General features: G+C 73.6%; 25 protein-coding genes and 1 pseudogene. 10 read left to right on the top strand and 16 right to left on the bottom strand.

Annotated elements, in window-relative coordinates; translation table 11 throughout:
* Positions 1-11: 11 nt before the first annotated feature.
* Complete coding sequence (locus FM112_RS13680; protein ID WP_176386837.1) at positions 12-1,229, bottom strand: MFS transporter; 1,218 nt, start codon at positions 1,227-1,229, stop codon at positions 12-14.
* Positions 1,230-1,323: 94 nt separating this feature from the next.
* On the opposite strand from FM112_RS13680, the gene FM112_RS13675 reads away from it, so the two are divergent.
* Complete coding sequence (locus FM112_RS13675; protein ID WP_087008526.1) at positions 1,324-1,917, top strand: TetR family transcriptional regulator; 594 nt, start codon at positions 1,324-1,326, stop codon at positions 1,915-1,917.
* Positions 1,918-1,956: 39 nt separating this feature from the next.
* Here FM112_RS13675 and FM112_RS13670 read toward each other — a convergent pair whose 3' ends face one another.
* Positions 1,957-2,925, bottom strand: coding sequence for a zinc-binding dehydrogenase (locus FM112_RS13670; RefSeq protein ID WP_087008524.1), 969 nt, complete (start codon positions 2,923-2,925; stop codon positions 1,957-1,959).
* Positions 2,926-3,023: 98 nt separating this feature from the next.
* Here FM112_RS13670 and FM112_RS13665 point away from each other — a divergent pair, with 98 nt between their 5' ends.
* Positions 3,024-4,085, top strand: a complete 1,062-nt coding sequence (locus FM112_RS13665; RefSeq protein WP_087008522.1) for an aldo/keto reductase — start codon at positions 3,024-3,026, stop codon at positions 4,083-4,085.
* Positions 4,086-4,094: 9 nt separating this feature from the next.
* Here FM112_RS13665 and FM112_RS13660 read toward each other — a convergent pair whose 3' ends face one another.
* Positions 4,095-4,646: a MarR family winged helix-turn-helix transcriptional regulator gene (locus FM112_RS13660; RefSeq protein WP_087008521.1), complete on the bottom strand. Its 552-nt coding sequence runs from the start codon at positions 4,644-4,646 to the stop codon at positions 4,095-4,097.
* A gap of 123 nt (positions 4,647-4,769) precedes the next feature.
* Between FM112_RS13660 and FM112_RS13655 the strand changes: the two genes are divergently transcribed.
* The gene (locus tag FM112_RS13655) at positions 4,770-5,147 is read left to right on the top strand and encodes a MerR family transcriptional regulator (protein ID WP_087008519.1); all 378 of its coding nucleotides are present in this window, start codon (positions 4,770-4,772) and stop codon (positions 5,145-5,147) included.
* A gap of 35 nt (positions 5,148-5,182) precedes the next feature.
* Entirely contained in the window at positions 5,183-6,085 is a 903-nt protein-coding gene (locus FM112_RS13650) for an NADP-dependent oxidoreductase (RefSeq protein WP_087008517.1), read from the top strand.
* 15 nt (positions 6,086-6,100) lie between these two features.
* On the opposite strand, the gene FM112_RS13645 is transcribed toward FM112_RS13650, so the two are convergent.
* From FM112_RS13645 to FM112_RS13635, 3 genes are all read right to left on the bottom strand, one after another.
* Positions 6,101-7,045: a zinc-binding dehydrogenase gene (locus FM112_RS13645; protein WP_087008515.1), complete on the bottom strand. Its 945-nt coding sequence runs from the start codon at positions 7,043-7,045 to the stop codon at positions 6,101-6,103.
* An 86-nt stretch (positions 7,046-7,131) separates the two neighbouring features.
* Positions 7,132-8,340, bottom strand: a complete 1,209-nt coding sequence (locus FM112_RS13640) for an MFS transporter (RefSeq protein WP_217874586.1) — start codon at positions 8,338-8,340, stop codon at positions 7,132-7,134.
* A 71-nt stretch (positions 8,341-8,411) separates the two neighbouring features.
* Positions 8,412-9,014 carry a TetR/AcrR family transcriptional regulator gene (locus FM112_RS13635; protein ID WP_087008513.1) on the bottom strand — a complete coding sequence of 201 codons (603 nt, stop codon included), beginning with the start codon at positions 9,012-9,014 and terminating at the stop codon, positions 8,412-8,414.
* Between the two features lie 171 nt (positions 9,015-9,185).
* Between FM112_RS13635 and FM112_RS13630 the strand changes: the two genes are divergently transcribed.
* Together FM112_RS13630 and FM112_RS13625 are read left to right on the top strand one after the other, a co-directional pair.
* Positions 9,186-9,524 (top strand): helix-turn-helix transcriptional regulator, encoded by a 339-nt coding sequence (locus tag FM112_RS13630; RefSeq protein ID WP_087008511.1) that lies wholly within the window; start codon positions 9,186-9,188, stop codon positions 9,522-9,524.
* Entirely contained in the window at positions 9,521-10,759 is a 1,239-nt protein-coding gene (locus FM112_RS13625; RefSeq protein ID WP_087008509.1) for an MFS transporter, read from the top strand. Before FM112_RS13630 ends, FM112_RS13625 begins: the two co-directional genes overlap by 4 nt.
* Here the strand turns inward: FM112_RS13625 and FM112_RS13620 are convergent.
* Positions 10,708-11,133, bottom strand: coding sequence for a hypothetical protein (locus FM112_RS13620; RefSeq protein WP_087008507.1), 426 nt, complete (start codon positions 11,131-11,133; stop codon positions 10,708-10,710). The two genes, FM112_RS13625 and FM112_RS13620, sit on opposite strands and share 52 nt — an antisense overlap.
* A 40-nt stretch (positions 11,134-11,173) precedes the next feature.
* Here FM112_RS13620 and FM112_RS13615 point away from each other — a divergent pair, with 40 nt between their 5' ends.
* From FM112_RS13615 to FM112_RS13605, 3 genes are all read left to right on the top strand, one after another.
* A complete protein-coding gene (locus tag FM112_RS13615; protein ID WP_087008505.1) occupies positions 11,174-11,815 on the top strand; it encodes a TetR/AcrR family transcriptional regulator in 642 nt (213 codons plus the stop codon).
* 199 nt (positions 11,816-12,014) lie between these two features.
* Positions 12,015-12,266 (top strand): type II toxin-antitoxin system Phd/YefM family antitoxin, encoded by a 252-nt coding sequence (locus tag FM112_RS13610; RefSeq protein ID WP_087008504.1) that lies wholly within the window; start codon positions 12,015-12,017, stop codon positions 12,264-12,266.
* Between the two features lie 2 nt (positions 12,267-12,268).
* Positions 12,269-12,523 carry a Txe/YoeB family addiction module toxin gene (locus tag FM112_RS13605; protein WP_087008588.1) on the top strand — a complete coding sequence of 85 codons (255 nt, stop codon included), beginning with the start codon at positions 12,269-12,271 and terminating at the stop codon, positions 12,521-12,523.
* Between the two features lie 82 nt (positions 12,524-12,605).
* On the opposite strand, the gene FM112_RS13600 is transcribed toward FM112_RS13605, so the two are convergent.
* From FM112_RS13600 to FM112_RS13580, 5 genes are read right to left on the bottom strand one after another with little or no spacing between them, the layout of a single operon-like run.
* A complete protein-coding gene (locus tag FM112_RS13600) occupies positions 12,606-12,953 on the bottom strand; it encodes a TfoX/Sxy family protein (protein ID WP_087008503.1) in 348 nt (115 codons plus the stop codon).
* Positions 12,954-12,965: 12 nt separating this feature from the next.
* Positions 12,966-13,322 carry a nuclear transport factor 2 family protein gene (locus FM112_RS13595; RefSeq protein WP_087008500.1) on the bottom strand — a complete coding sequence of 119 codons (357 nt, stop codon included), beginning with the start codon at positions 13,320-13,322 and terminating at the stop codon, positions 12,966-12,968.
* A 44-nt stretch (positions 13,323-13,366) separates the two neighbouring features.
* Positions 13,367-13,801, bottom strand: coding sequence for an SRPBCC domain-containing protein (locus FM112_RS13590; RefSeq protein ID WP_087008498.1), 435 nt, complete (start codon positions 13,799-13,801; stop codon positions 13,367-13,369).
* Positions 13,794-14,129 carry a helix-turn-helix transcriptional regulator gene (locus FM112_RS13585; protein ID WP_087008496.1) on the bottom strand — a complete coding sequence of 112 codons (336 nt, stop codon included), beginning with the start codon at positions 14,127-14,129 and terminating at the stop codon, positions 13,794-13,796. The genes FM112_RS13590 and FM112_RS13585 overlap by 8 nt, the downstream gene beginning before the upstream one ends.
* Positions 14,130-14,181: 52 nt before the next feature.
* Entirely contained in the window at positions 14,182-15,225 is a 1,044-nt protein-coding gene (locus FM112_RS13580) for a zinc-binding alcohol dehydrogenase family protein (protein WP_087008494.1), read from the bottom strand.
* A 71-nt stretch (positions 15,226-15,296) separates the two neighbouring features.
* Between FM112_RS13580 and FM112_RS13575 the strand changes: the two genes are divergently transcribed.
* Positions 15,297-15,647, top strand: coding sequence for a helix-turn-helix domain-containing protein (locus FM112_RS13575; protein ID WP_087008492.1), 351 nt, complete (start codon positions 15,297-15,299; stop codon positions 15,645-15,647).
* A 94-nt stretch (positions 15,648-15,741) separates the two neighbouring features.
* On the opposite strand, the gene FM112_RS13570 is transcribed toward FM112_RS13575, so the two are convergent.
* The 4 genes and pseudogenes from FM112_RS13570 to FM112_RS17720 all read right to left on the bottom strand — a co-directional run.
* Positions 15,742-16,938, bottom strand: a complete 1,197-nt coding sequence (locus FM112_RS13570; RefSeq protein WP_087008490.1) for an MFS transporter — start codon at positions 16,936-16,938, stop codon at positions 15,742-15,744.
* Positions 16,939-16,955: 17 nt separating this feature from the next.
* Complete coding sequence (locus tag FM112_RS13565) at positions 16,956-17,546, bottom strand: TetR/AcrR family transcriptional regulator (RefSeq protein ID WP_087008488.1); 591 nt, start codon at positions 17,544-17,546, stop codon at positions 16,956-16,958.
* 134 nt (positions 17,547-17,680) lie between these two features.
* Positions 17,681-18,664: an MFS transporter gene (locus FM112_RS13560; protein ID WP_369678173.1), complete on the bottom strand. Its 984-nt coding sequence runs from the start codon at positions 18,662-18,664 to the stop codon at positions 17,681-17,683.
* 103 nt (positions 18,665-18,767) lie between these two features.
* A pseudogene (locus FM112_RS17720) lies at positions 18,768-19,061 on the bottom strand (MFS transporter); the annotation flags it as partial.
* Positions 19,062-19,176 lie beyond the last annotated feature (115 nt).

Here is a 19,176-nt window from a genome sequence, read left to right as displayed (position 1 = left end):
CGCGCCGCGGGTCACGCGGAAGTCCCCGACCGGCGGCCAGTCGCGAGCCGGGCGAACCCGGTCAGGCAGAGCACCGCGATCAGCATGAGCGCGGCCAGGCCGAGCAGCAGGAGCGGGAAGCCGAGCGGCAGCTGCGCGATCATCGGGCCGATGCTCGCCCCGAGGAAGAGGACGAAGCCGTTCAGCGCCATCCCGCCCGCACGGTTCGGCGCCGCGGCCTCGCCGAAGAGCGTGATCATCGCGGGCACCGCGAGCGCCACGCCCGTGACGAACACGAGGCTCGTGAGCGCCGTCCCGAGCAGCGAGCCCATCAGCGCTGCCTCGAGCAGCAGGCCCGCCGCCGCGAGCCCGAAGCCGAGCCGGGCGACGCTGGCCACGCCGAGGCGGCGCGAGAGCGGGCCGGCGAGCAGCGAGGCGAACATGCCGGGCAGTCCGACGAGGCGCATCCAGATCACCTGCGAGGGCTGCAGTCCGAGCTCCGCGACGTGCGGGCCGAGCGCGGTGTACATCGCCACGAAGGAGAGCAGCAGGGTGAGGTGCGCCGCGCTGAGCAGCAGCACCGAGGGGCGGATCGCCACCCTGCCGACCGCCGCGAAGCGGCCGGCGAGCCCCGAGTCGCCGACGGCGCGGCGCGGCTCGACGACGAGCGCGGCGATCCCCAGCAGGCACAGCGCGAGGACCGCGCCCGAGCCGAAGAAGAGCCACCGCCAGCCCAGGGAGAGCGCGATGGCCGAGGCCGCTGCCTGTCCGCCGATGCCCGCCACCAGGAATGCCGTCGACATCGCCCCGATCGCCGTGGCCCGCCGGTTCGGCGGCACGGCCTCCGAGAGGTAGGCCAGCGCGACGGGCGCGAAGCTCGAGGCCACCGCGCCCTGCGCGCCGCGGAGCACCGCGAGCATCGGCACCGAGCTCGCGAAGCCGCTGCCGATCGTCGCGACGGCGAGCGCGATCAGGCCGATCGCCATGATCCGCTTCCGGCCGTACTGGTCGGCCAGCGGGCCCCACACGACGAACCCCGCCGCGTAGCACAGGCTGAAGACCGTCGAGAGCGCGAACGTGACGTCGGCGTCCAGATCCTCGCCCACCGGGGAGATGAGCGGGATGGCCGAATAGAGCTGGGTGAGCACGAAGAAGGCGGTCGCGACGAGCAGCGCGATCGTCGCCCCGGTCGCGGGATGCTCCCGGCCGGATCGGCTCGTGGTGCTCGAATCGTCGATGCGTGCGGACATCGCGCCCCTTTCCAACGTGTACGTTGGAATCGACCGTAGTACGCTCGGGGCGGATAAGCAACGCGAGCGTTGGAGATTGGCGGAGGGCGATGGCATGGCGTGGGACACCGAGGGCACCAAGCGCAGGATCCTTGACGCCGCCGTGCTCGAGTTCGCCGCGCACGGCCCGGACGGCACCACCGTCGAGCGGATCGCCCGCGCCGCGGGCGTGAACAAGGAGCGGGTCTACAACTACTTCGGCGGCAAGCGCGAGCTGTTCGCGTCGGTGCTCCGCGAGGAGCTCGCGAAGGTCGCGCGGGACGTGCCCGTCGAGTCCTTCGCCCGGGAGGACGTCGGCGACTACGCGGGCCGCGTCTACGACTACCACCGGGAGCATCCGGAGCTCGGCCGGCTGATGCGCTGGGAGGGGCTCGCCTACGACGAGGAGGTGCCCGACGAGGCGGCCCGGCGCGGATACTACGCCCGCAAGACCGCCGCGATGGAGGCGGGGCAGCGGGAGGGCGCGGTCGACGCCGGCCTCGACGCCGACCACCTGATGTTCCTGGTGCTCGCGCTCGCGGGATGGTGGACGGCGGTGCCGCAGGTCGCCCGGATGATCACGGGTGCAGAGAGCGAGGCCGAGCACGCCCGGCGCAGGGCGTCCGTGGTCGCCGCCGCCCGGCGCCTCGCGGAGCCCGGCGCCGGCTGAGGGCCGCGCATCCGCCGTCGCTCCGGGGCGGCCGGCCGCTCAGCCCGCCTCGTGGACGAGCACGGTCTTGCCGACGGTGCTCCCGTCGCGGAGCGCCGCGAGCACCCGCGGCGCCTCCCGGATCGGCGCGCGCTCCGCGACGTGCACGAGGACCTCGCCGGAGGCGACCAGGGCGAGGGCGCGGCGGAGGTAGGCGCCGACGGTGCGCGGATCCGCGGCGGACAGCGCGCCGAGGTTGAATCCCAGCACGCCGATGCCGTTGAACCAGAGCGTGTTGCTGCTGATGCGCTGATCGCCCGCCTGCGCCGCATCGCCGACGGCGAGCAGCCGGCCGCCGAGGCGGAGCAGGCCGAGGCTCGTCGCCCGGCCGGGCCCCGAGACCGGGTCCGCGATCACGTCGAACCGCCCGGGCTCGGCGCCCTCGAGGTCGGCGCGCAGCCAGACCTCGTCGTAGCCGAGGTCGAGGGCGGCCCGTCGCTTCGACTCGCTCCCGACGACGCCGACCACGCGGCCGGCGCCGAGGGCGCGGGCCACCTGGCCGAACTGCGATCCCAGACCGCCCGCGGCGGCGTGCACGAGCACCCGCTCGCCCGGCCGGAGGCGCGCGACGCGCTCCAGCGCGAGCAGCGCGGTGGTCGTGTTCGAGGGCACGACCGCCGCGATCGCCGGATCCATGCCCGGCGGGATCGGGGCGACCAGGTCGGCGTGCGTGACGGCGACCCGCCCGTAGGCGCCGCCGGTGTTGATCGTGAGCGCCGCGACGGGCTCGCCGGGGGCGACGCCGTCCACGCCCTCGCCGAGGGCCCGGACCCGCCCGGCCGCCTCGATGCCCGGCACCCAGGGCAGGGGATTGTCCACCAGTCCGCCCGCGAAGAGCGCCTCGACGTAGTTCGCGCCCGCGAATCCGACGTCGATCGCGACCTGGCCCGGCCCCGGTTCGGGCGCCGGGATCTCGTCGTAGCGCAGCCCCTCGGGGCCGTCGTAGCCGGTGATCTGCATGGCCTTCATGCGCGTGCTCCTCGTCGTTATATCAGATTGCTGTACAGTATCAGTAAGCTGATATAGGAACGTAGCAGACTGCTGCGACTCGAGGGAAGGCGGAACGGATGCGGCGTCGATTGGGAGGGACCGGCCGAGAGATCGCGCCGCTCGGTCTCGGGTGCATGGGGATGAGCTGGGGCTACGCGGAGCGCGGCCGGGACGACGCGCGCTCCGCCGCGGTCATCCGCGCGGCGCTGGACGCCGGCGTGGAGCTCATCGATACGGCGGGCGTCTACGGCGACGGCCGCAACGAGGAGCTCGTGGGCCGGGCGATCCGAGGGCGCCGCGAGGACGCGGTGATCGCGACCAAGGGCGGCCTCGTGGTCGACGACCTCGCGAGCCGCCGCATGCATCGGGACGGCCGCCCCGAGACCCTCCTGCGGCAGGTGGACGAGAGCCTGTCCCGTCTCGGCGTGGAGCGGATCGACCTGTTCTATCTGCACCGCGTCGACGAGCGCGTGCCGGTGGCGGAGAGCTGGGGCGCGCTCGCGACGGCGGTCGAGGCGGGCAAGGTGCGATGGCTCGGGCTCTCCGAGGTCTCCGTCGCCCAGGCCGATGCCGCGCACGCCGTCCATCCGGTCACGGCGATCCAGTCCGAGCTGTCGCTGTGGACGCGGGATCCGCTCGGCGGCGCGGGAGAGACCGGCGCCGGGAGAGGGACCGGCGCGGCGGGAGAGACCCGCGCCGCGGGAGGGGCCGGCGCCGCAGGCGGGGCCGGCGGCGGCACCGAGCCCGGCGGCGACCTCCTCGGATGGACGCGGGAGCACGACGTGTCGTTCGTCCCCTTCGCCCCGCTCGGGCGGGGCTACCTGACGGGCACGCTCGCGCCGGGGGAGTTCGAGGACGACGACTTCCGGGCCGCCAATCCGCGCTTCACCCCGGAGGCCTTCGCCCGGAACCGCGCCATCGTCGACGCGGTCTCGCGGATCGCCGCGGCGCACGGGGCGACTCCGGCGCAGGTGTCGTTGGCCTGGCTGCTCGCCCGCTCCGAGCGCATCATCCCGATCCCGGGCACGCGCAGCGGCGCGCACCTGGCCGAGAACCTCGCTGCCGCGGACCTCGAGCTGAGCGGTGCGGAGCTGGGCGAGCTCGACGCGCTCCCGGCGCCGTACGGCTCGCGCTATTGAACGGCGGCGCTACCCGGATGCCCCGGGACGCCCGGGCGCCCCGGCCTCGTCCGCCTCGGCCTCATGTGCCCCGCCCCGCAGCGCCGCCGCGATCCTCCGCAGCAGATCGCGGGCGGCGGCGTGCTCCTGCGCGGTGAACGCGTCGGCCAGCCGCTCCTCGACGGCGCGGGCGCGCTCGTCCGCGCGCAGCAGCAGCGATTCTCCCTCTGCGGTGAGCTCGGTCACGAGCACCTTGCGATGCGCCTTCGCAGGGGTCCGCTCGATGAGCCCCTTGCGCTCGAGCTTCGCGAGGATGGTCGCCATCGTCTGCGGGGTCACGGCCGCCACCCTGGCCAGCTGGGCCGAGGACTGGCCGGGCGCGTAGTACAGCGCCATCATCGCCGCGTACTGCGCCACCGTCAGGTCGAAGGGGCGCAGCGCCTCGGACTTCGCGGCGATGAGCGCCTGCTCCGCCTGCTTCACGAAGTTCCCGAGCCGCGCATCCGCATCCTGCGCGAAGGCCTCCTCGCCCCGCCTGGGCGGGCACGGCCGGGGGACGCCGTCGGGTCGTGTCTCGGTCATCTGCCGATCCTATCCGTGCCGGCCGGATGCGGCGCGGCCCGCGGCGGGGATGCGCACCGGGCGGAGGCGGGCGAGAATGTCCGTATCGCGGCGCGGTCCGCGTCGGAGAGGGAAGGGGCCCGCATGAGGATCGGCGAGCTGTCGCGGCGGGCGGGCGCGAGCATCCGCTCCCTGCGCTACTACGAGGAGCAGCGGCTGCTGCATCCGACGCGCTCGCCGGGCGGCTATCGGATGTACGACGAGGGGGACGTGGTTCTGGTGCGGCGCATCCGGGCGCTGCTGGCGGCGGGGCTCGGCACGCGCACGATCCGCCCCATCCTGCCCTGCCTCGCGGAGCACGAGGACGGGCTGGGGCTCGCGTGCCCCGACCTCTACGACGAGCTGGTCGCCGAGCGGGACGAGCTGCTCGGGCGCATCGCGACGCTGCGCGGCTCGGTCGACGCGCTCGAGGCCGTCATCGCCGCGAGCCCCGAACCCGCCCGGGGAGACGGGCGGGCTTGACCCTGACACCGATGTGAGGCCCTAGCCTCGGTCGCATGAGCAGACGAATCGCGTATCACGAGTACGGCGGCCCCGAGGTCCTCCGCGTCGAGGACGAGCACCCGGAGGCGCCCGGCGCCGGGCAGGTGCTGGTCCGCGCGGAGATGATCGGGGTGAACCCCGTCGACTGGAAGATGGTCGCGGGCTTCTTCCGGCGGACCGATCGCGCGCCCTTCCCGCACGTCCCGGGCTGGGCGGCCACCGGAATCGTCGAGGCCGTCGGCGGCGAGGTCGCGGGCCTCGGCATCGGCGACCCGGTGATCGTCGGCGCGCGGGGCGGCGCGTACCGCGAGCGGCTCGTCGTGGACGCCGCGCTGGTCGTGCGCCGGCCCCGGAGCCTGGACCTCGCGCAGGCCGCGGGGCTGCCGTCCTCGGCGGTGGCGGGCTACTCGCTGGTCGACCACCTCGGCGTGGCCGAGGCCGACACCCTGCTCGTGCACGGCGCCGCGGGCGCCGTCGGCGCGGCGGCCGTGCAGATCGCGGTCGACCGCGGCGCCCGGGTCGTCGGCACCGCGTCGCCCGCCAACCACGACTACCTCCGCTCGCTCGGGGCCGTGCCCGTGGCGTACGGCGCGGGGCTCGTCGACGCGCTGCGGCGGCTCGGCCCCGTCACGGCGAGCGCGGATGCGGTCGGCGGCGCGGAGTCGGTGGCGGCCACCCGGTCGGCGCTCGCCCCCGGCGGCAGGGCGGTCACGGCCTGGGGCGACGAGCACTCGCAGGCGGCGGGCATCCCCTGGGTGCGGCACGCCGAGGACGAGCTCGAGCGCACGGTCGCCCTCGCCGAGCGGGGCGCGCTCGAGGTGCGCGTCGGCGAGGTCTTCCCCCTCGCGCGGGCGGTCGACGCGCTGCGGCTCAGCCGCACCGGGAGGGCGCGGGGGAAGATCCTGCTCGAGCCCTGACGCCCCGGCGCGGCATCAGCGCACGCGGTAGACCCGCTTGCCGCGGACACCGTCACCCGGCTCGGCGGCGAGCAGCCGCTCCCAGCCGCCCTCGACCTCGACGCTGATCTCGAGGCGGCCGTCGTCCACGAGCGCGAGCAGGTGCCCGAGCGCCTCGTCCACCGCCTCGGGGATGCGCACGCTCAGCAGGTCGATCCGGCGGCCCGCGAGCGAGCCCGTGTCGACGGCGGCGCGCCGACCCGAGGCCGATCCGACCAAGACGGCGCGCCCGCCCGGGCGGACGTGATCGAGCAGCTCGGCGAGCAGCGGACCGCCCACGGCGTCGATCACCGCGTCCACGGCGCCGAGCGATCTAGCCTCCGCCGCGTCGAGGAGCCGGATCGCGTCCCCGCCGGGTCGCTCGAGCAGCCACACCGCCGCTCCGGGGCTCCGGACGGGCGCCGTCACCGCGGCTCCGGCCTCGGCGGCGAGCTGGACCGCGAGGTGCCCGACGCCGCCGGTGGCGCCGGTGATCGCGACGCCGGTGCCGGGGCGGATGCCCGCCATGCGGATGGCCTGCAGCGCGGTCATGCCCGCCACCGGGATGGAGGCCGCGACCGCATCGCCGACGCCCTCGGGCACGGCGGCGAGGCAGCCTCGGCGCACCGAGCGGTATTCGGCCCATGCGCCGGAGAAGCCCCAGGTCGCGACCCTGGTGCCGACGGCGGGGCCGAGGCCGTCCGCGCTGGTCTCGACGACCGTGCCCGCCGCGTCCCAGCCGACGACCCGGCCCGGCTCCCAGGCGAATCCGTGCTCGCCGCGGTTCTCGGAGATCGTCGCGACCCGGACGAGCACCTCGTCCGGCTGCTCGCGCCGCGGCACGGGGGCCTCGGCGAACCGGAAGGCCGTGCCGTCGTGGATGATCGCGCGCATGGCGCCGCGGGCGGCCGGCTCGGTCGATCGCTGCTCGGTGGTGTGCATGGTGCTCCTTGCTCGGGAATCGGGGTGGTGGGATGAGGTTGGGGAGGGGCGGGGATCGCGCTCGGCGCCGCGCGGGAGAGAGCCGTTCACGGCTCCGCCCGGGCGGGGGCCTCGAGGTCGGATGCGGATTCGCGCGCCGAGGCGCGGCCGCGACGGGCCGTGGCGGCGATCGCGGGGAGCATGGTGAGGAGGGCGGCCGCGGCCAGCGCGGCGCCGACCCAGAGCGGCGCCCGCAGGCCCGCGACGTCGATGGCGAGCCCGCCGATCGCGGAGCCGATGACGACGCCGAGCGTGATGAACGAGGAGTGCGCGGTCTGCACGAGCGAGCCCGTGCCGCCCGCGCCCTGCACGCGCATGATCATCGCCGGGTTGAGCGTGATCCCGACCAGCCCGACGCCGGCCATCGCGATCACCGCGGGGATCGGCAGGTGCGCGAACAGGCCGAAGCCGACGAGGAACGCGACGTTGAGCAGCAGGCCGGCCACGATCACCGCGATGGTGCGCGACTGGGCGAGCCGGGCGACGACGATGTTGCCGAGGACCGTCGCGGCGCCGTAGCCGAGCAGGAGCAGCGGCACGACGGACTCGGAGAAGCCGGAGACCTCGGTGAGGATCGGCGCGAAGTAGGAGAAGGCGGCGAACGTGGCGCCGATGATCAGGGTCGAGGTGGCCATGATGCCCCACAGCCGCGGACTCCGGAACGCCCGCAGCTCGGCCCTCAGGCCGCCGGCCCCGTCCGGCTCCAGGCGGGGGAGCGCCAGCATCGTCACCGCGGCGATGACGATCGTCAGCGCCGCGATGGCGTAGAACGCCGCGCGCCAGCCGAACGCGCCGCCGATGAGCGTGGAGAGCGGCAGGCCGAGCGCGGTGCCGAGCATGAGGCCCTGCATCACCACGCCGGACGCCCGTCCGCGCAGCTCGGGGGCGGTGACCTGCGCGACGGCGGAGAGCGAGACGCCGAAGAAGGCCCCGGAGGCGGCTCCCGTCACCAGCCGGCCGAGGAGCATCGCGCCGTAGGAGTCCGAGAGCGCCGCGATCGCGTTGCCGATGAAGAACACGACGAACAGGGCGAGGAGCGCGCGGTCCGTCCGCAGCCGCATCACGGCGACGGTGAGCACCGGGCCGCCCAGCGCCATCGCCAGCGCGTACGCCGTCACGAGATAGCCGATGCGGGGGATCGTGGCCCCGAGGTCCCGGGCCATCTGCGGCATGAGGCCGCTCACGATGAGCTCGCTGCTGACCATCACGAATACGCCGAGCGCCATGAGGTAGGCCGACAGGGGGATGCGTGTCACGGGTGCACCTTTCTGTATTTCAAAGTCAAAAACTTGGTCGAGAGTATGCCGCCCCCGGCGGAGGCGGCGGTTCAGGCCAGCAGCGTGGCGATGCCGGCCAGGGCGGTGCGCTCCAGGACGTCCGCGGGCGTGCCGGCCTGGCCCATGATGCGGATGCCGTTCACGACGGTCACGAAGAGGGCCGCGCCCTCGGCGGGGTCCGCGTCCTGCGGTACCGAGCCGTCCAGCCGCCCCGCCCGGATGGCGCCCTCGAGCAGCTCCAGTCGCTCGCGCAGGTCGCGATCGAGGATGCGGGCGATGCGCTCGTCCCGCTCCCGCAGGCCCGGCGTCATGAGCGAATGCACGACCATGCATCCGGCGCCGTGCCCGGCCCGGCGCGCCGTGCGCTCCTCGTCGATCACCCGGCCCATGATCACGCGCAGGCGCTCGGCGCCGGTGAGCGCGGTGTTCTCGAGCACCTCCGCCTGCCGCTCCCGATAGGTCGTCGCGTAGCGCTCCAGGGCGCGGACGAACAGCTCGTCCTTGGAGGTGAAGGCGTTGTAGAGGCTGCCTCGCCGCACCCCCGCGGCCTCGCAGAGCCGCTCGGTGGACGTGTCGGCGAAGCCGTGCACGCGGAACTCCGCCGCCGCGGCGTCGAGCACGGCGGCCTCGTCGAATTTCCTCGGTCTGCCCATGCCGGAGACGCTATCTCGTTTTTGATGATGAAGTCAATAACCGGCGTCCGAACCTCGCCGCCAGCGCCTGGGCGGCCGCCCGGGTTCCGACGGGTTGTGCCGCGGTCGCCAATCGTGCGAGAATTCTCGCACAGTTACCGTGCGACTATTTTCGAACGATTGGAGTGCGCGATGTCCCCACGCAGCTACGAGCATCCCGAGACCGAGGAGATCGCGATCCCGCGCGTGCTCTTCGCGCTGAGCGAGCCGCTGCGGCTGAACATGGTGCGGATGCTCGCCGAGCGGGGCGAGGTCGACAGCATCGAGCTCGGGCCCGATCTGCCGCGCTCGACGCTCACGCACCACACGAGCCTGCTGCGCGAATCCGGCGTGGTCTTCGTGCGCGGCGAGGGGCGAAAGTGCATGATCGCACTCCGCGCCGACGACCTCGAACGCCGATTCCCCGGGCTCCTGGGCACCGTGCTCTCCGGCTACGCGCAGGACGCGGACGAGCGGGAGGGCGACGCATGATGCGGAGGATCTGGCCGCTCGTGGTCGCCGCGATCGCGCTGGGCATCGACGCCTACGTGCTGGCGGGGGTGCTCCCGCGGATCGCCGACTCCCTCGCCACCACGGTCGCGATGATCGGCCTCGGCGTGACGGCGTTCACCGCGGCCTACGCGGTCGCCGGCCCGCTGCTCTCCGGGCGCCTGACGCGGGGCAGCACGGCGCGCGCGCTGCTGATCGCGCTCGGCGTGTTCAACCTCGGCAACCTCGTCACGACCCTGGCGCCCGGCATCGAGGTGTTCCTCGTCTCCCGCGTCATCGCCGGCGCCGGGGCGGGCATCCTCACCGCCGTCGCGACCGCGACCGCCGCCGCGATTGCGGCCGAGCGCGAGCGCGGGCGGGCGATGGCGATGGTGACCTTCGGGCTCTCCACCGGCACCGTCGCGGGCGTCCCGGTCGGCATGCTCCTCGGGCAGTCCCTCGGCTGGCGGTGGACGATGGGCCTGGTGGTGGTCATCGGCGTGCTCAGCATGGCCGCGCTCGCGCTCCGCGCCCGCACCCTTCCGCGGCTCGACGCGGAGGCGGGCGGCCCCGCCATCCGGGTGCTGCGCACCGGCCGGACCGCCGTCGGGGTGCTCGCGGCGTTCCTGCTCGGCGTCGCGAGCCTCGGGCTCTACACCTATCTGCTGCCGATGGCCGAGTCCGCGGGGCTCGGCGACTGGGGGCTCGCGCTCGTCTGGGCCTGGGGGATCGGGGGAGTCTCGGGCTCCGCGCTCGTGGGGCGGCCGCTCGACCGGTACGGGCCGAGGCCGCTGCTGCTGGCGCTGCCCGCGCTGCTCGGCCTGAGCTTCGTGCTCGTGCAGCTCGTCGCCGCGCCGGCGGCGTGGCTGATCGCCGCGGCGGTGTGGGGCGCCGCGGGCTGGGCGAGCGTGCCGACGCTGCAGCAGGCGCTGACCGGGGATCGGCCGGCGCAGGCGATGCCGATCATCGCCTTCCAGATGGCCGCCATGTACCTCGGCTCGGCGGCCGGCTCCGCGCTCGGCAGCGGCCTGCTCGGCGCCGGTGCCGAGGCGGCCGACCTCGCGGCGTGGGCGCTCATCCCCGCAGGGCTCGCCCTGGTGCTCGCCGCCTGGATCGCGCTGGCGCGCTCGAAGGGGCGCCCGTCGGCGGAGGGGTCGGAGGCGAAGGACGGGGACGAGTCCGGCGGCTATCCGCGTGCGCGGCCCGCGGCGTGCGGCGCCACGAGCAGCGCGCCGTAGGCGAGCACGAGGAAGAAGGCGATCGGGCCCTGCTGGGAGTCGGCGAGGAGCGGGTACCGGCCGGTGGCGACGCCGTAGACGACGGCGTCGAGCAGGAGCCCGGTCGCCGCGATCCCTGTGCCGAACCGGAGGCGCGACTCGATCGAGTCGATCCGGGTGCGCCGGTACAGCAGGGAGGCGAGGACCGCGAGGCCGAAGGCGAGCGCCGCGAAGACGAGGATCACGAGGACGCCGGCGCGGGAGCCCTCCTCGGGGACGAGCGCGGGGCCGAGGGTGAGGATCAGCGCCGTGGCGACGACCCAGATCGCCGCGCCGTAGCCGATCGCGACGAGGAGGTCGTGCCGGGGCGAGGTGGAGGATGCGGTGTCGGACATGCTCCCAGTATTAGTGAAACGACTGTGGTAAGAATAGGACATGGCTCGCCCCAGGGATCCCCAGCGCACCGCCGACCTGCTCGCCGCCGCCGCGGACTCGGTGCAGCGGACCGGGATCGCGGGCACCACGCTGCGGCCGCTGGCGGCGGAGCTGGGGGTCGCGCCGCGCACGCTGCTGTACCACTTCGGCAGCAAGGAGGGGCTGCTCGTGGAGGTCGTCCGCGCGCTTCGGCGTCGGCAGCCGACCATCGCGGAGCTGCTCGACGACCCCGCCCGCGGAGCCGGCGATCCCGTGCAGCGCCTGGTCGAGGCGGTGGCGGCGCTGTGGCGCGAGGCGAAGGGCGAGGAGGCCCGTCCCTTCCTGGCGCTCTACTTCGAGCTCGCCTCCTCGGCCATCCGCGACCCCGAGCGGTACCGGCCGCTGCTGCTCGAGGTCGACCGGGAATGGGGCGAGGCGATCTCGGCCCACCTCCTCGGCTGCGGAGCGGCGGCGGAGGAGGCCCGCGCCATCGCGGACGCACTGCTGATCGGCTATCGCGGCGCGCTCGGCTTCGCCCTCGCCACCGGCCGATGGGATGCCGCGGACGCCTCGATCCTCGCGCTGGCGGCCGACCTCCGCCGGCGCGCATCGGCCGCGATCGGCGGTTCTGGCGGTTCTGCGGAGGAGGGGCGCGCGGGCTGAGGCGCGCGCAGCCGCGCCGAGGGAAGCGCTTCGGGGAGCGGCGGGGCGCTACCGGCCCTCGTCGGTCGCGACATCGCCAGGCGGTGGAGCTCCCTGTGATCCAGCGTTGCATCGCGAGTGATTCCCCGCACGGCTTCTGGACATCCGGAGTGGTACGACAATGTGGTACGACACATGAGAATGAGCGGAGGCCTCAGCCATGTCCATCTCTGCAAGCGAGGCTCGTAAAACCCTCTTCCCCTTGATCGAGCGAATCAACGCCGATCGGGACGCGGTGGAGATCGTCTCCCGCAAGGGCAACGCCGTCTTGATGCCTGCCGACGAGTATGCGGCATGGCAGGAGACCGCCTACCTGTTCCGGTCCCCTGCGAATGCACGCAGACTGCTCGACGCCTATGAGCGGGCACGAGCAGGCAAGGCCGAGGAGCATGAGCTCGACCGAGGCGAGTGATGATGCGTCCCGCCTGGGACAAAGCCGGCTGGGACGATTACCGGCACTGGCAGACTGCCGACCGGCGCGTCCTGAAGCGAATCAACGCACTCATCGACGGCTGTCTGCGCCAACCATTCGAAGGCATCGGGAAACCCGAGCAGCTGAAGTACGGGGCCCAGGGGGCCTGGTCGCGACGTATCACCGACGAGCATCGCCTCGTCTATCTCGTCGACGGAGAGGATCTCATTATTCTTCAGGCTCGGTACCACTACTGAGCACCGCTCTTCGTGGATGCTGCTCGCCTTCTCCCGGTTCGAGCACGTGCCGGTGGGAGAAGGAGCGCTTCGGGGTGGGGCGCTACCTGTCCTGTGCGGTCGCGGCGCGGTTGAACTCCATCGCGATCCCCACCCACGAGGCGAGTTCCGCATCCCCGTCGATCGCGGCGGCCTCGACCTCGATCCAGCCCGGCCCCATGTCGCGGCCGGGGCCCATCTCCGCCTGGCGGGCGCCCGGCCGGCGGAGGAGCTCGTCGTGCCGGGCGGCGTCGACGCGCACCAGCAGGCCGCCGTCTTTGAGCGCGCTGACGAGCATCTTCTCGCGGATCATGAACGACCTGCCGCCGAACATGGACACCTCGCGCCGCACCGGCTCATCGGCGAGCACGCCGCGGAGCCGCTCGACGAGTCCGGTCTGCCCGGGAGTCATCGGAGCCCCGCCTCAGTCCTGGGGCGGGCCGTAGGAGAGCCGGTCGAAGATCAGCACGCTCCGGGCGATCCTGCCCTCCTCGACGGTGAAGAGCTCGGCGGCCGGCGTCGTGGCGGTCGCCGCCGTCTGCGGGTAGTAGAAGAGCGCCACGCGATCCCCGTCCGCGAACCCGGCGATATCGCCGATGCCGGTGAGCATCGGGGCGAATCCGCCGATGAACTCGCGGTAGGCGTCCTTGCCCGCGAGGTCCGCGCCGGGGGCGCGGCAGACGATGTCGTCCGCGACGAGGCGCATGGCTCCCTCGACGTCCCCGCCGGTCCAGGCGCGGTGGTACTGCTGAACGATCTCGAAGGGGGTGTGCTCGGTCATGGTGCTGCTCCTGTGTCGTGCCGCGGGCGCGGCGTCGGGTAGGTTCAATCGGGAAGCGGTCGCCATCGGTCCGGCCCGGCGTCGGCGCCCGCGCCGACGAGCGCGAGCCGGGGCAGGAAATTCGCCCAGCCGTCCGCGTGGCCGCGCACCTCGGCGTCGGGCAGGTCGGAATGGCGGAGGTCGACCCGCGTTCCGCCCTCGATCGGCGTCAGCCGGAACTCGACCCTCGAGGCGCCGGCGGGGAGGTCCTCGCTTCCGGCGAACCCCCAGGAGACGACGACGCGGCTCGGACGATCGACGTGGAGGTATTCGCCGCGCACCGGATGGCCCGCGATGTCCACCGCGAACCTCCCGCCGGGCGTCGGGTCGAGATCCGCGTAGCGGCCCATCCATGCCGTCATGCCCTCGTTCGTGGTGAGGTATTCGAAGACCGTCTCGGGAGAGGCGGCGATCTCGATGGAGTCGCGGAACTCAGCCATGATCCCGCGCCTCCCGCGCCTCGATCGCGGACTTGAGGTCGGCGAGCCTGCTCGGCCAGAAGTCGTCCAGGTAGGAGCGCACCGCCGCGAGGCCGTCCGTCTCCACCGCGTACAGATGGCGCGTGCCCTCGCGGGTGGCGACCGCCAGGCCGGCCTTGCGCAGCACCCCGAGATGATGGGAGGCCGTCTGCTGCGAGAGGCCGAGCTCCTCGGCGATCGCGCCGACCGGCTGCGGTGCGGATCGGATGACCCGCAGGATCGCCCGCCGATTCCCGTCGGCGAGCGCGCGCAGCGCCAGGTCCAGATCTGCCGCGGCCTCGATGCTCATCCGGTGTCTCCCTCCTCGGCTGAGGGCACCATAGCACAAGTATCTATTTGTACTAATAGATATCGGTGGATTCTCGAGCCGAGTCGATCGCCTCCTCCCATCCGTGGACGACCACCTTGCCGACGGTGCGCCCGCGCTCGACCAGCTCGTGCGCCTCGCGGAGGGCGGCGGGGGAGATCGGCCCGAGCACAGTCGCGGCCGTCGACCGGATGCGCCCCCGGTCCACGAGGTCGGCGACCGCGTCCAGCAGCCGGTGCTGCTCGATCATGTCGGGGGTCTCCAGGAGCGGCCGCGTGAACATGAGCTCCCAGTGCCACGAGATGCTCCTGCCCTTGAGCGGCGAGACGTCGCGCGGGCCGTCGTCGATCGCGACCACGTGGCCGAACGGGCGCACGATCTCCGCGTACCGCTCGATCTGCCCCTCCGAGTGCGCGGTGAACAGCCGGTCGACCCCCTCGGGTGCGATCTCGAGCACCTGCGCGACGAGATCCTCCCGATGGTTCACCACATGCTCGGCGCCGAGCTCGCGCATCCGCGCGGCCCGCGCGTCGTCCGAGGCGGTCGCGATCACGGCGACGTCGGGAAGCAGGGCCTCGGCGAGCTGGAGCATGACGGAGCCGACGCCGCCGGTCGCGCCGATCACGAGCAGGGTGCCGGCGGAGTCCTCCTCGAGGCGGAGCCGGTCGAACAGCGCCTCCCACGCGGTGATGGCCGTGAGCGGCAGCGCGGCGGCGTCGGCGAAGGACAGCGCCGTCGGCTTGCGGCCCACGATCCGCTCGTCCACGAGGTGGAGGCGCTGATTCGTGCCGGGGCGGCCGATGCTGCCGGCGTAGAACACCTCGTCGCCCGGGGCGAACAGGGTCGCCTCGGCGCCGACCGCGCGCACCGTGCCGGCCGCGTCGAAGCCCAGCACCCGGAACCCGTCCGCGGGGGCGCCCGCGCGCAGCTTCACGTCGACCGGGTTCACCGACACGGCTTCGACCTCGACGAGGAGGTCGCGGGGCCCCGGCTCCGGCACGGGCACCTCGCGGGAGAGCAGCGCCTCGGGATGGGCGGCGGGCAGGTTCTCGGAGTATCCGATCGCAGTCGTCTTCATGGCTGCCATGCTTCCCCAGGACCACCGGTTACCGTCAAGGGCCTCTGGTACCTTTCGGATACCATGGGTGCATGAGACGCGACGAGGACGGGTGCGGGCGGAACGACGTGTACGCGGCGATGTGCCCGTGCCGAGAGATGCTGGACCTGCTCGCGAACAAGTGGAGCGCGCTGGTGATCGGCGCGCTCGAGGACGGCCCGCGGCGCAACGGGGAGCTCAAGCGACGGCTCGAGGGCATCAGCCCCAAGGTGCTCTCGCAGACGCTCAAGCGCCTCGAGGCGCACGGACTGCTCACCCGCGCCGTCTATCCCGAGGTGCCGGCCCGCGTGGAGTACGAGCTCACCGGGCTCGGGCGGAGCGCCGCCGCGCCGCTCGAGCAGCTGCGCGACTGGGTCGAGCGGCACGTCGGCGACGCCGAATAGCGCCGTCGCCGCGCCGCAGCGATCCCATCCGGATGCCGGGCCGGGAGGCGCGCCCCCGGACGCCCGGGTCGCGGCGCGCCGCCCGGCCGGCCCCTCAGTCCGCCGCGGCCGGCGTCTCCCGGCGCGCGGGCAGGCGCACGAGTCCCGCTCCGCCGAGGGCGAGCAGGAGCGCGGCGCCGACGGTCATCGCGGCGGCGAAGCCGAGTCGCTGCACGCCGAATCCGGCCAGGAGCGGGCCGAGCGCGAGGCCGGCCGCGTAGGCGAGGTTGTAGAGCGCGAACGAGCCGCCGAGCGTGGGCGGGTCCGAGCGGAATCCCTGCTCGCTGATGAGCGTGGTCGCCGGGGCGAGCAGCAGCGCCGAGGCGACGCCGAGCAGCGCCATGCCGAGGCAGGTCTGCCACAGCTCGCCGGCCCAGCCGAGCGCCAGCAGCGCTCCGGCCGCGGCCACCGCGCCGGATCCAACCAGCGCCCTCGGCGGGGCCGTGGCGACGTATCTGCCGACGACGGGATTGGCGATGATCGCGGCGAGGGAGGCGGCTCCGAAGAGCAGGCCGATGACGAGCGGGCCGGCGCCGAGATGCGCCGGGAGCACCGGCTCGATGCCCGAGAGCGCGCCCGCGCCGATCGCGATGGCGATCACGATCGAGAGCGAGCCCGGCACCCGCAGCACCGCGAGCGGCCCCGCGGTGTCGTCGACCACCCGCGGCGAGCCGCTCACGAGGACGATGCGCAGCACGCCGTCGGCGAGGGCGACGCCCGCGGCCAGCAGGAACGGGGAAGCGGTGCCGAGGTGTTCGACCATGAACCCGGCGAGCGGCGGGCCGACCAGTACGCCGAGCGTGATGGTGGACATCGCGACCCCCATCGCCTGGCCGCGCTTCTCGAAGCTCGTGGTCGCCGCGATGAGCGAGAGCGCGGCGACCCACGACATCCCGCCCGCGACGCCCTGCGCCGAGCGGGCGATGAGCAGCAGCCAGTACGGGCCGCCCGTGGCGAACAGCAGCGTGGCCGCGGCCAGGCCCGCGAGGCCGATGAGCAGCGGCGTCTTCGGCCCGTGGCGGTCGACGATGCGGCCGGCGAAGAGCGTGGCGGCGATCATGGCGATCGCGTAGGAGGAGAAGAGGATGCCCGTCGCGGCCGGGCCCTGCTCGACCACCGCGGGGAGCAGGGGGAGCACGGGCACGGCCAGTCCGTGCACGAGCATGTCGGTGAACAGCGCGGCCGCGCCGACGATGAGGGCGCGGCCCGGGGTGGTGCCTCCGCCCGGTGCGGAGGAGGTGTGCGTCGTCATGAGGTGACGACTCCTTTCTATGCGTGCGGCAACCCCCTTGCCAGCGCCGTCAGGGCGGCGCCCAGCTCGTCGGGCTGCGGAAGATCATCGGGGCGCGTCACCGCGGTCACGGTGAGGCCCTGGAGGAGCGCCAGCGCGAGGTTCGCGACCGTCTGCGGTGCGGCCCCGGGGCCGGCGGCGGCATCGGCGGCGGAAGTATCGGCGGCGATGCCGGCGGCGATGCGATCGCGCCAGGCGTCGAGCGCGGCGTTCTTCTGCGAGATGTCGCTGAGCGCCTGCGGGGCGACGAGCACCGTGCAGGCCGCGAGCGCGCGGAAGCGGCGGTCGTCGCGCAGGAGGCGCACGAATTCCGTCAGCAGCGTCGCGGGGTCCGCCTCGGCATCGCCGAACAGCCGGTCGCCGTAGTCGGACCAGCCCCGGGAGAGGGCGGCCTCCAGCAGTGCGGCCTTGGAGCGGAAGTGGTGGTGCAGGGCGCCTCGGGTGACGCCTGCCCGCTCCGCGACATGCTCGAACGTCGCCCCCCGCCACCCCTTCTCCTCGAAGGCCATGAGCGCCGCCTCGAGCAGCGCCAGACGCGTCCGCTCCGCGTCCTCTGCAGTCCGTCTCATAGATACAGGTTATCCCGTATGTAAATGAAGGGCAACGGGTTCGGGCACTCGGAGCGGCGCCGCACGCGCACGAGCGCCCCGCGAGTTCCCGGCGAACCGGGTTCCTCTCGCAGGGCGCCCTGGGAGCGCGGGGATCAGGCCGCCGTCCCGCTCCGCTCCGCGGGAGCCTCTGCAGCGGCGGCCGGCCCGGGCAGGCGGAGGAAGATCGCGAGGAGGATCGCCGCGCCGAGGGCGACGGCGGCGTTCACGCCGATCGCGAGCTGCAGTCCGGGCAGCAGCGTGGCCGCGACCATGCCGGTGGCGATGGCGGACATGACCGGGGTGCCGAGGGCGATGCCGACCTGCTGGCTCATCGTGACGAGGCCGGTGGCGAGGCCCTGCTTGTCCGAGGGCACGCCCGCCGTCGAGGTGACGGTGTAGCCGACGATCGCGACGAGGTTGGCGATGCCGCCGACGAAGGTGAGGATCAGCAGCGGCACGAGCCAGGCGCGGCTCTCCCCGGCGAAGGCGAGCGGCGCGGTCGCGACGGCCTGGACGACGAGGCCGATGACGATCGCGGCCTTCGGATTCGTCCTGCCGATGATCCTCGGGGCGACGAGGCCGCCGATGACGGTGCCGATGCCGAGCACGCCGAGGATCAGCCCTGCGGTGATGGCCGTGTAGCCGAGGACCTCCTGCAGGTACAGGGTGAGGAGGAACACGAGCGAGGTGAAGGTGCCGAAGGCGAGCAGGCCTGCGGTGTTGCCCCAGCCGATGTTCGAGCGCTTCAGCAGCGACGGCGCGACCAGCGGCTCCTTGACGCGACCCTCGATCTTCAGGAACACGGCGAAGAGGATGAGGGCGGCGAGGATCGGCCCCCACGTGCCGGGGTGCGCCCAGCCGTTGTGCCCCGCCGTGTCGATGCCGAACACCAGGGCGACGAGCGCGACGGTGATCGTGATCGCGCCCGGCACGTCGAGCTTGGGGCGCTTGCCCGCAGCCGGTTCGCGGAGCACGAACGGCGCGATCGCGATGACGGCGACCGCGACGACGACGTTGATGAAGAACGCCCACCGCCACGAGACCGCGCCGGTGAGGAGCCCGCCGAGCACGGCGCCCGCGGTGAAGCCGGCGGCCATGAGCGCGCCGTTGAGTCCGAGCGCCCGGGAGCGCGCGGGGCCCTCGGGGGAACATCGTCGTCATGAGCGACAGCGCGGCGGGGGTGACCATCGCGGTGGCTATGCCCTGGCCGATGCGGGCCGCGATGAGCAGCATCGGCTCCTGCGCGAGGCCGCCCGCGAGGGAGGAGACGCCGAGGAGGACGATGCCGATGAGGAACAGGCGCTTGCGGCCGAACAGGTCGGCGACGCGGCCGAAGAACAGGGTGAATCCCGCCGCGCAGAGGGCGAAGGAGGTCACGATCCACTGCAGCGCGGAGGTCGGGAAGCCGAGCTCCGCGCCGATGTGGGGGAGGGCGACGTTGAGGATGGAGAAGTCGACCGCGAGGGTGAAGTTGGCGGTCAACAGGACCGCCATCGCGATCTTCTGCGCTGCGGTGAAGCGCTCCGCCGCCGCGGGGGTCGATGCGGTATCCGGTGATGCTATGGGTGTCTTGCTCATGGCATCCAGGCTCCGCCTGCGGGAACGGCGC

This window comes from Gulosibacter sp. 10, assembly GCF_900163695.1.
GTDB lineage: Bacteria > Actinomycetota > Actinomycetes > Actinomycetales > Microbacteriaceae > Gulosibacter.
This window is presented reverse-complemented; position numbering and strand designations above follow the sequence as displayed.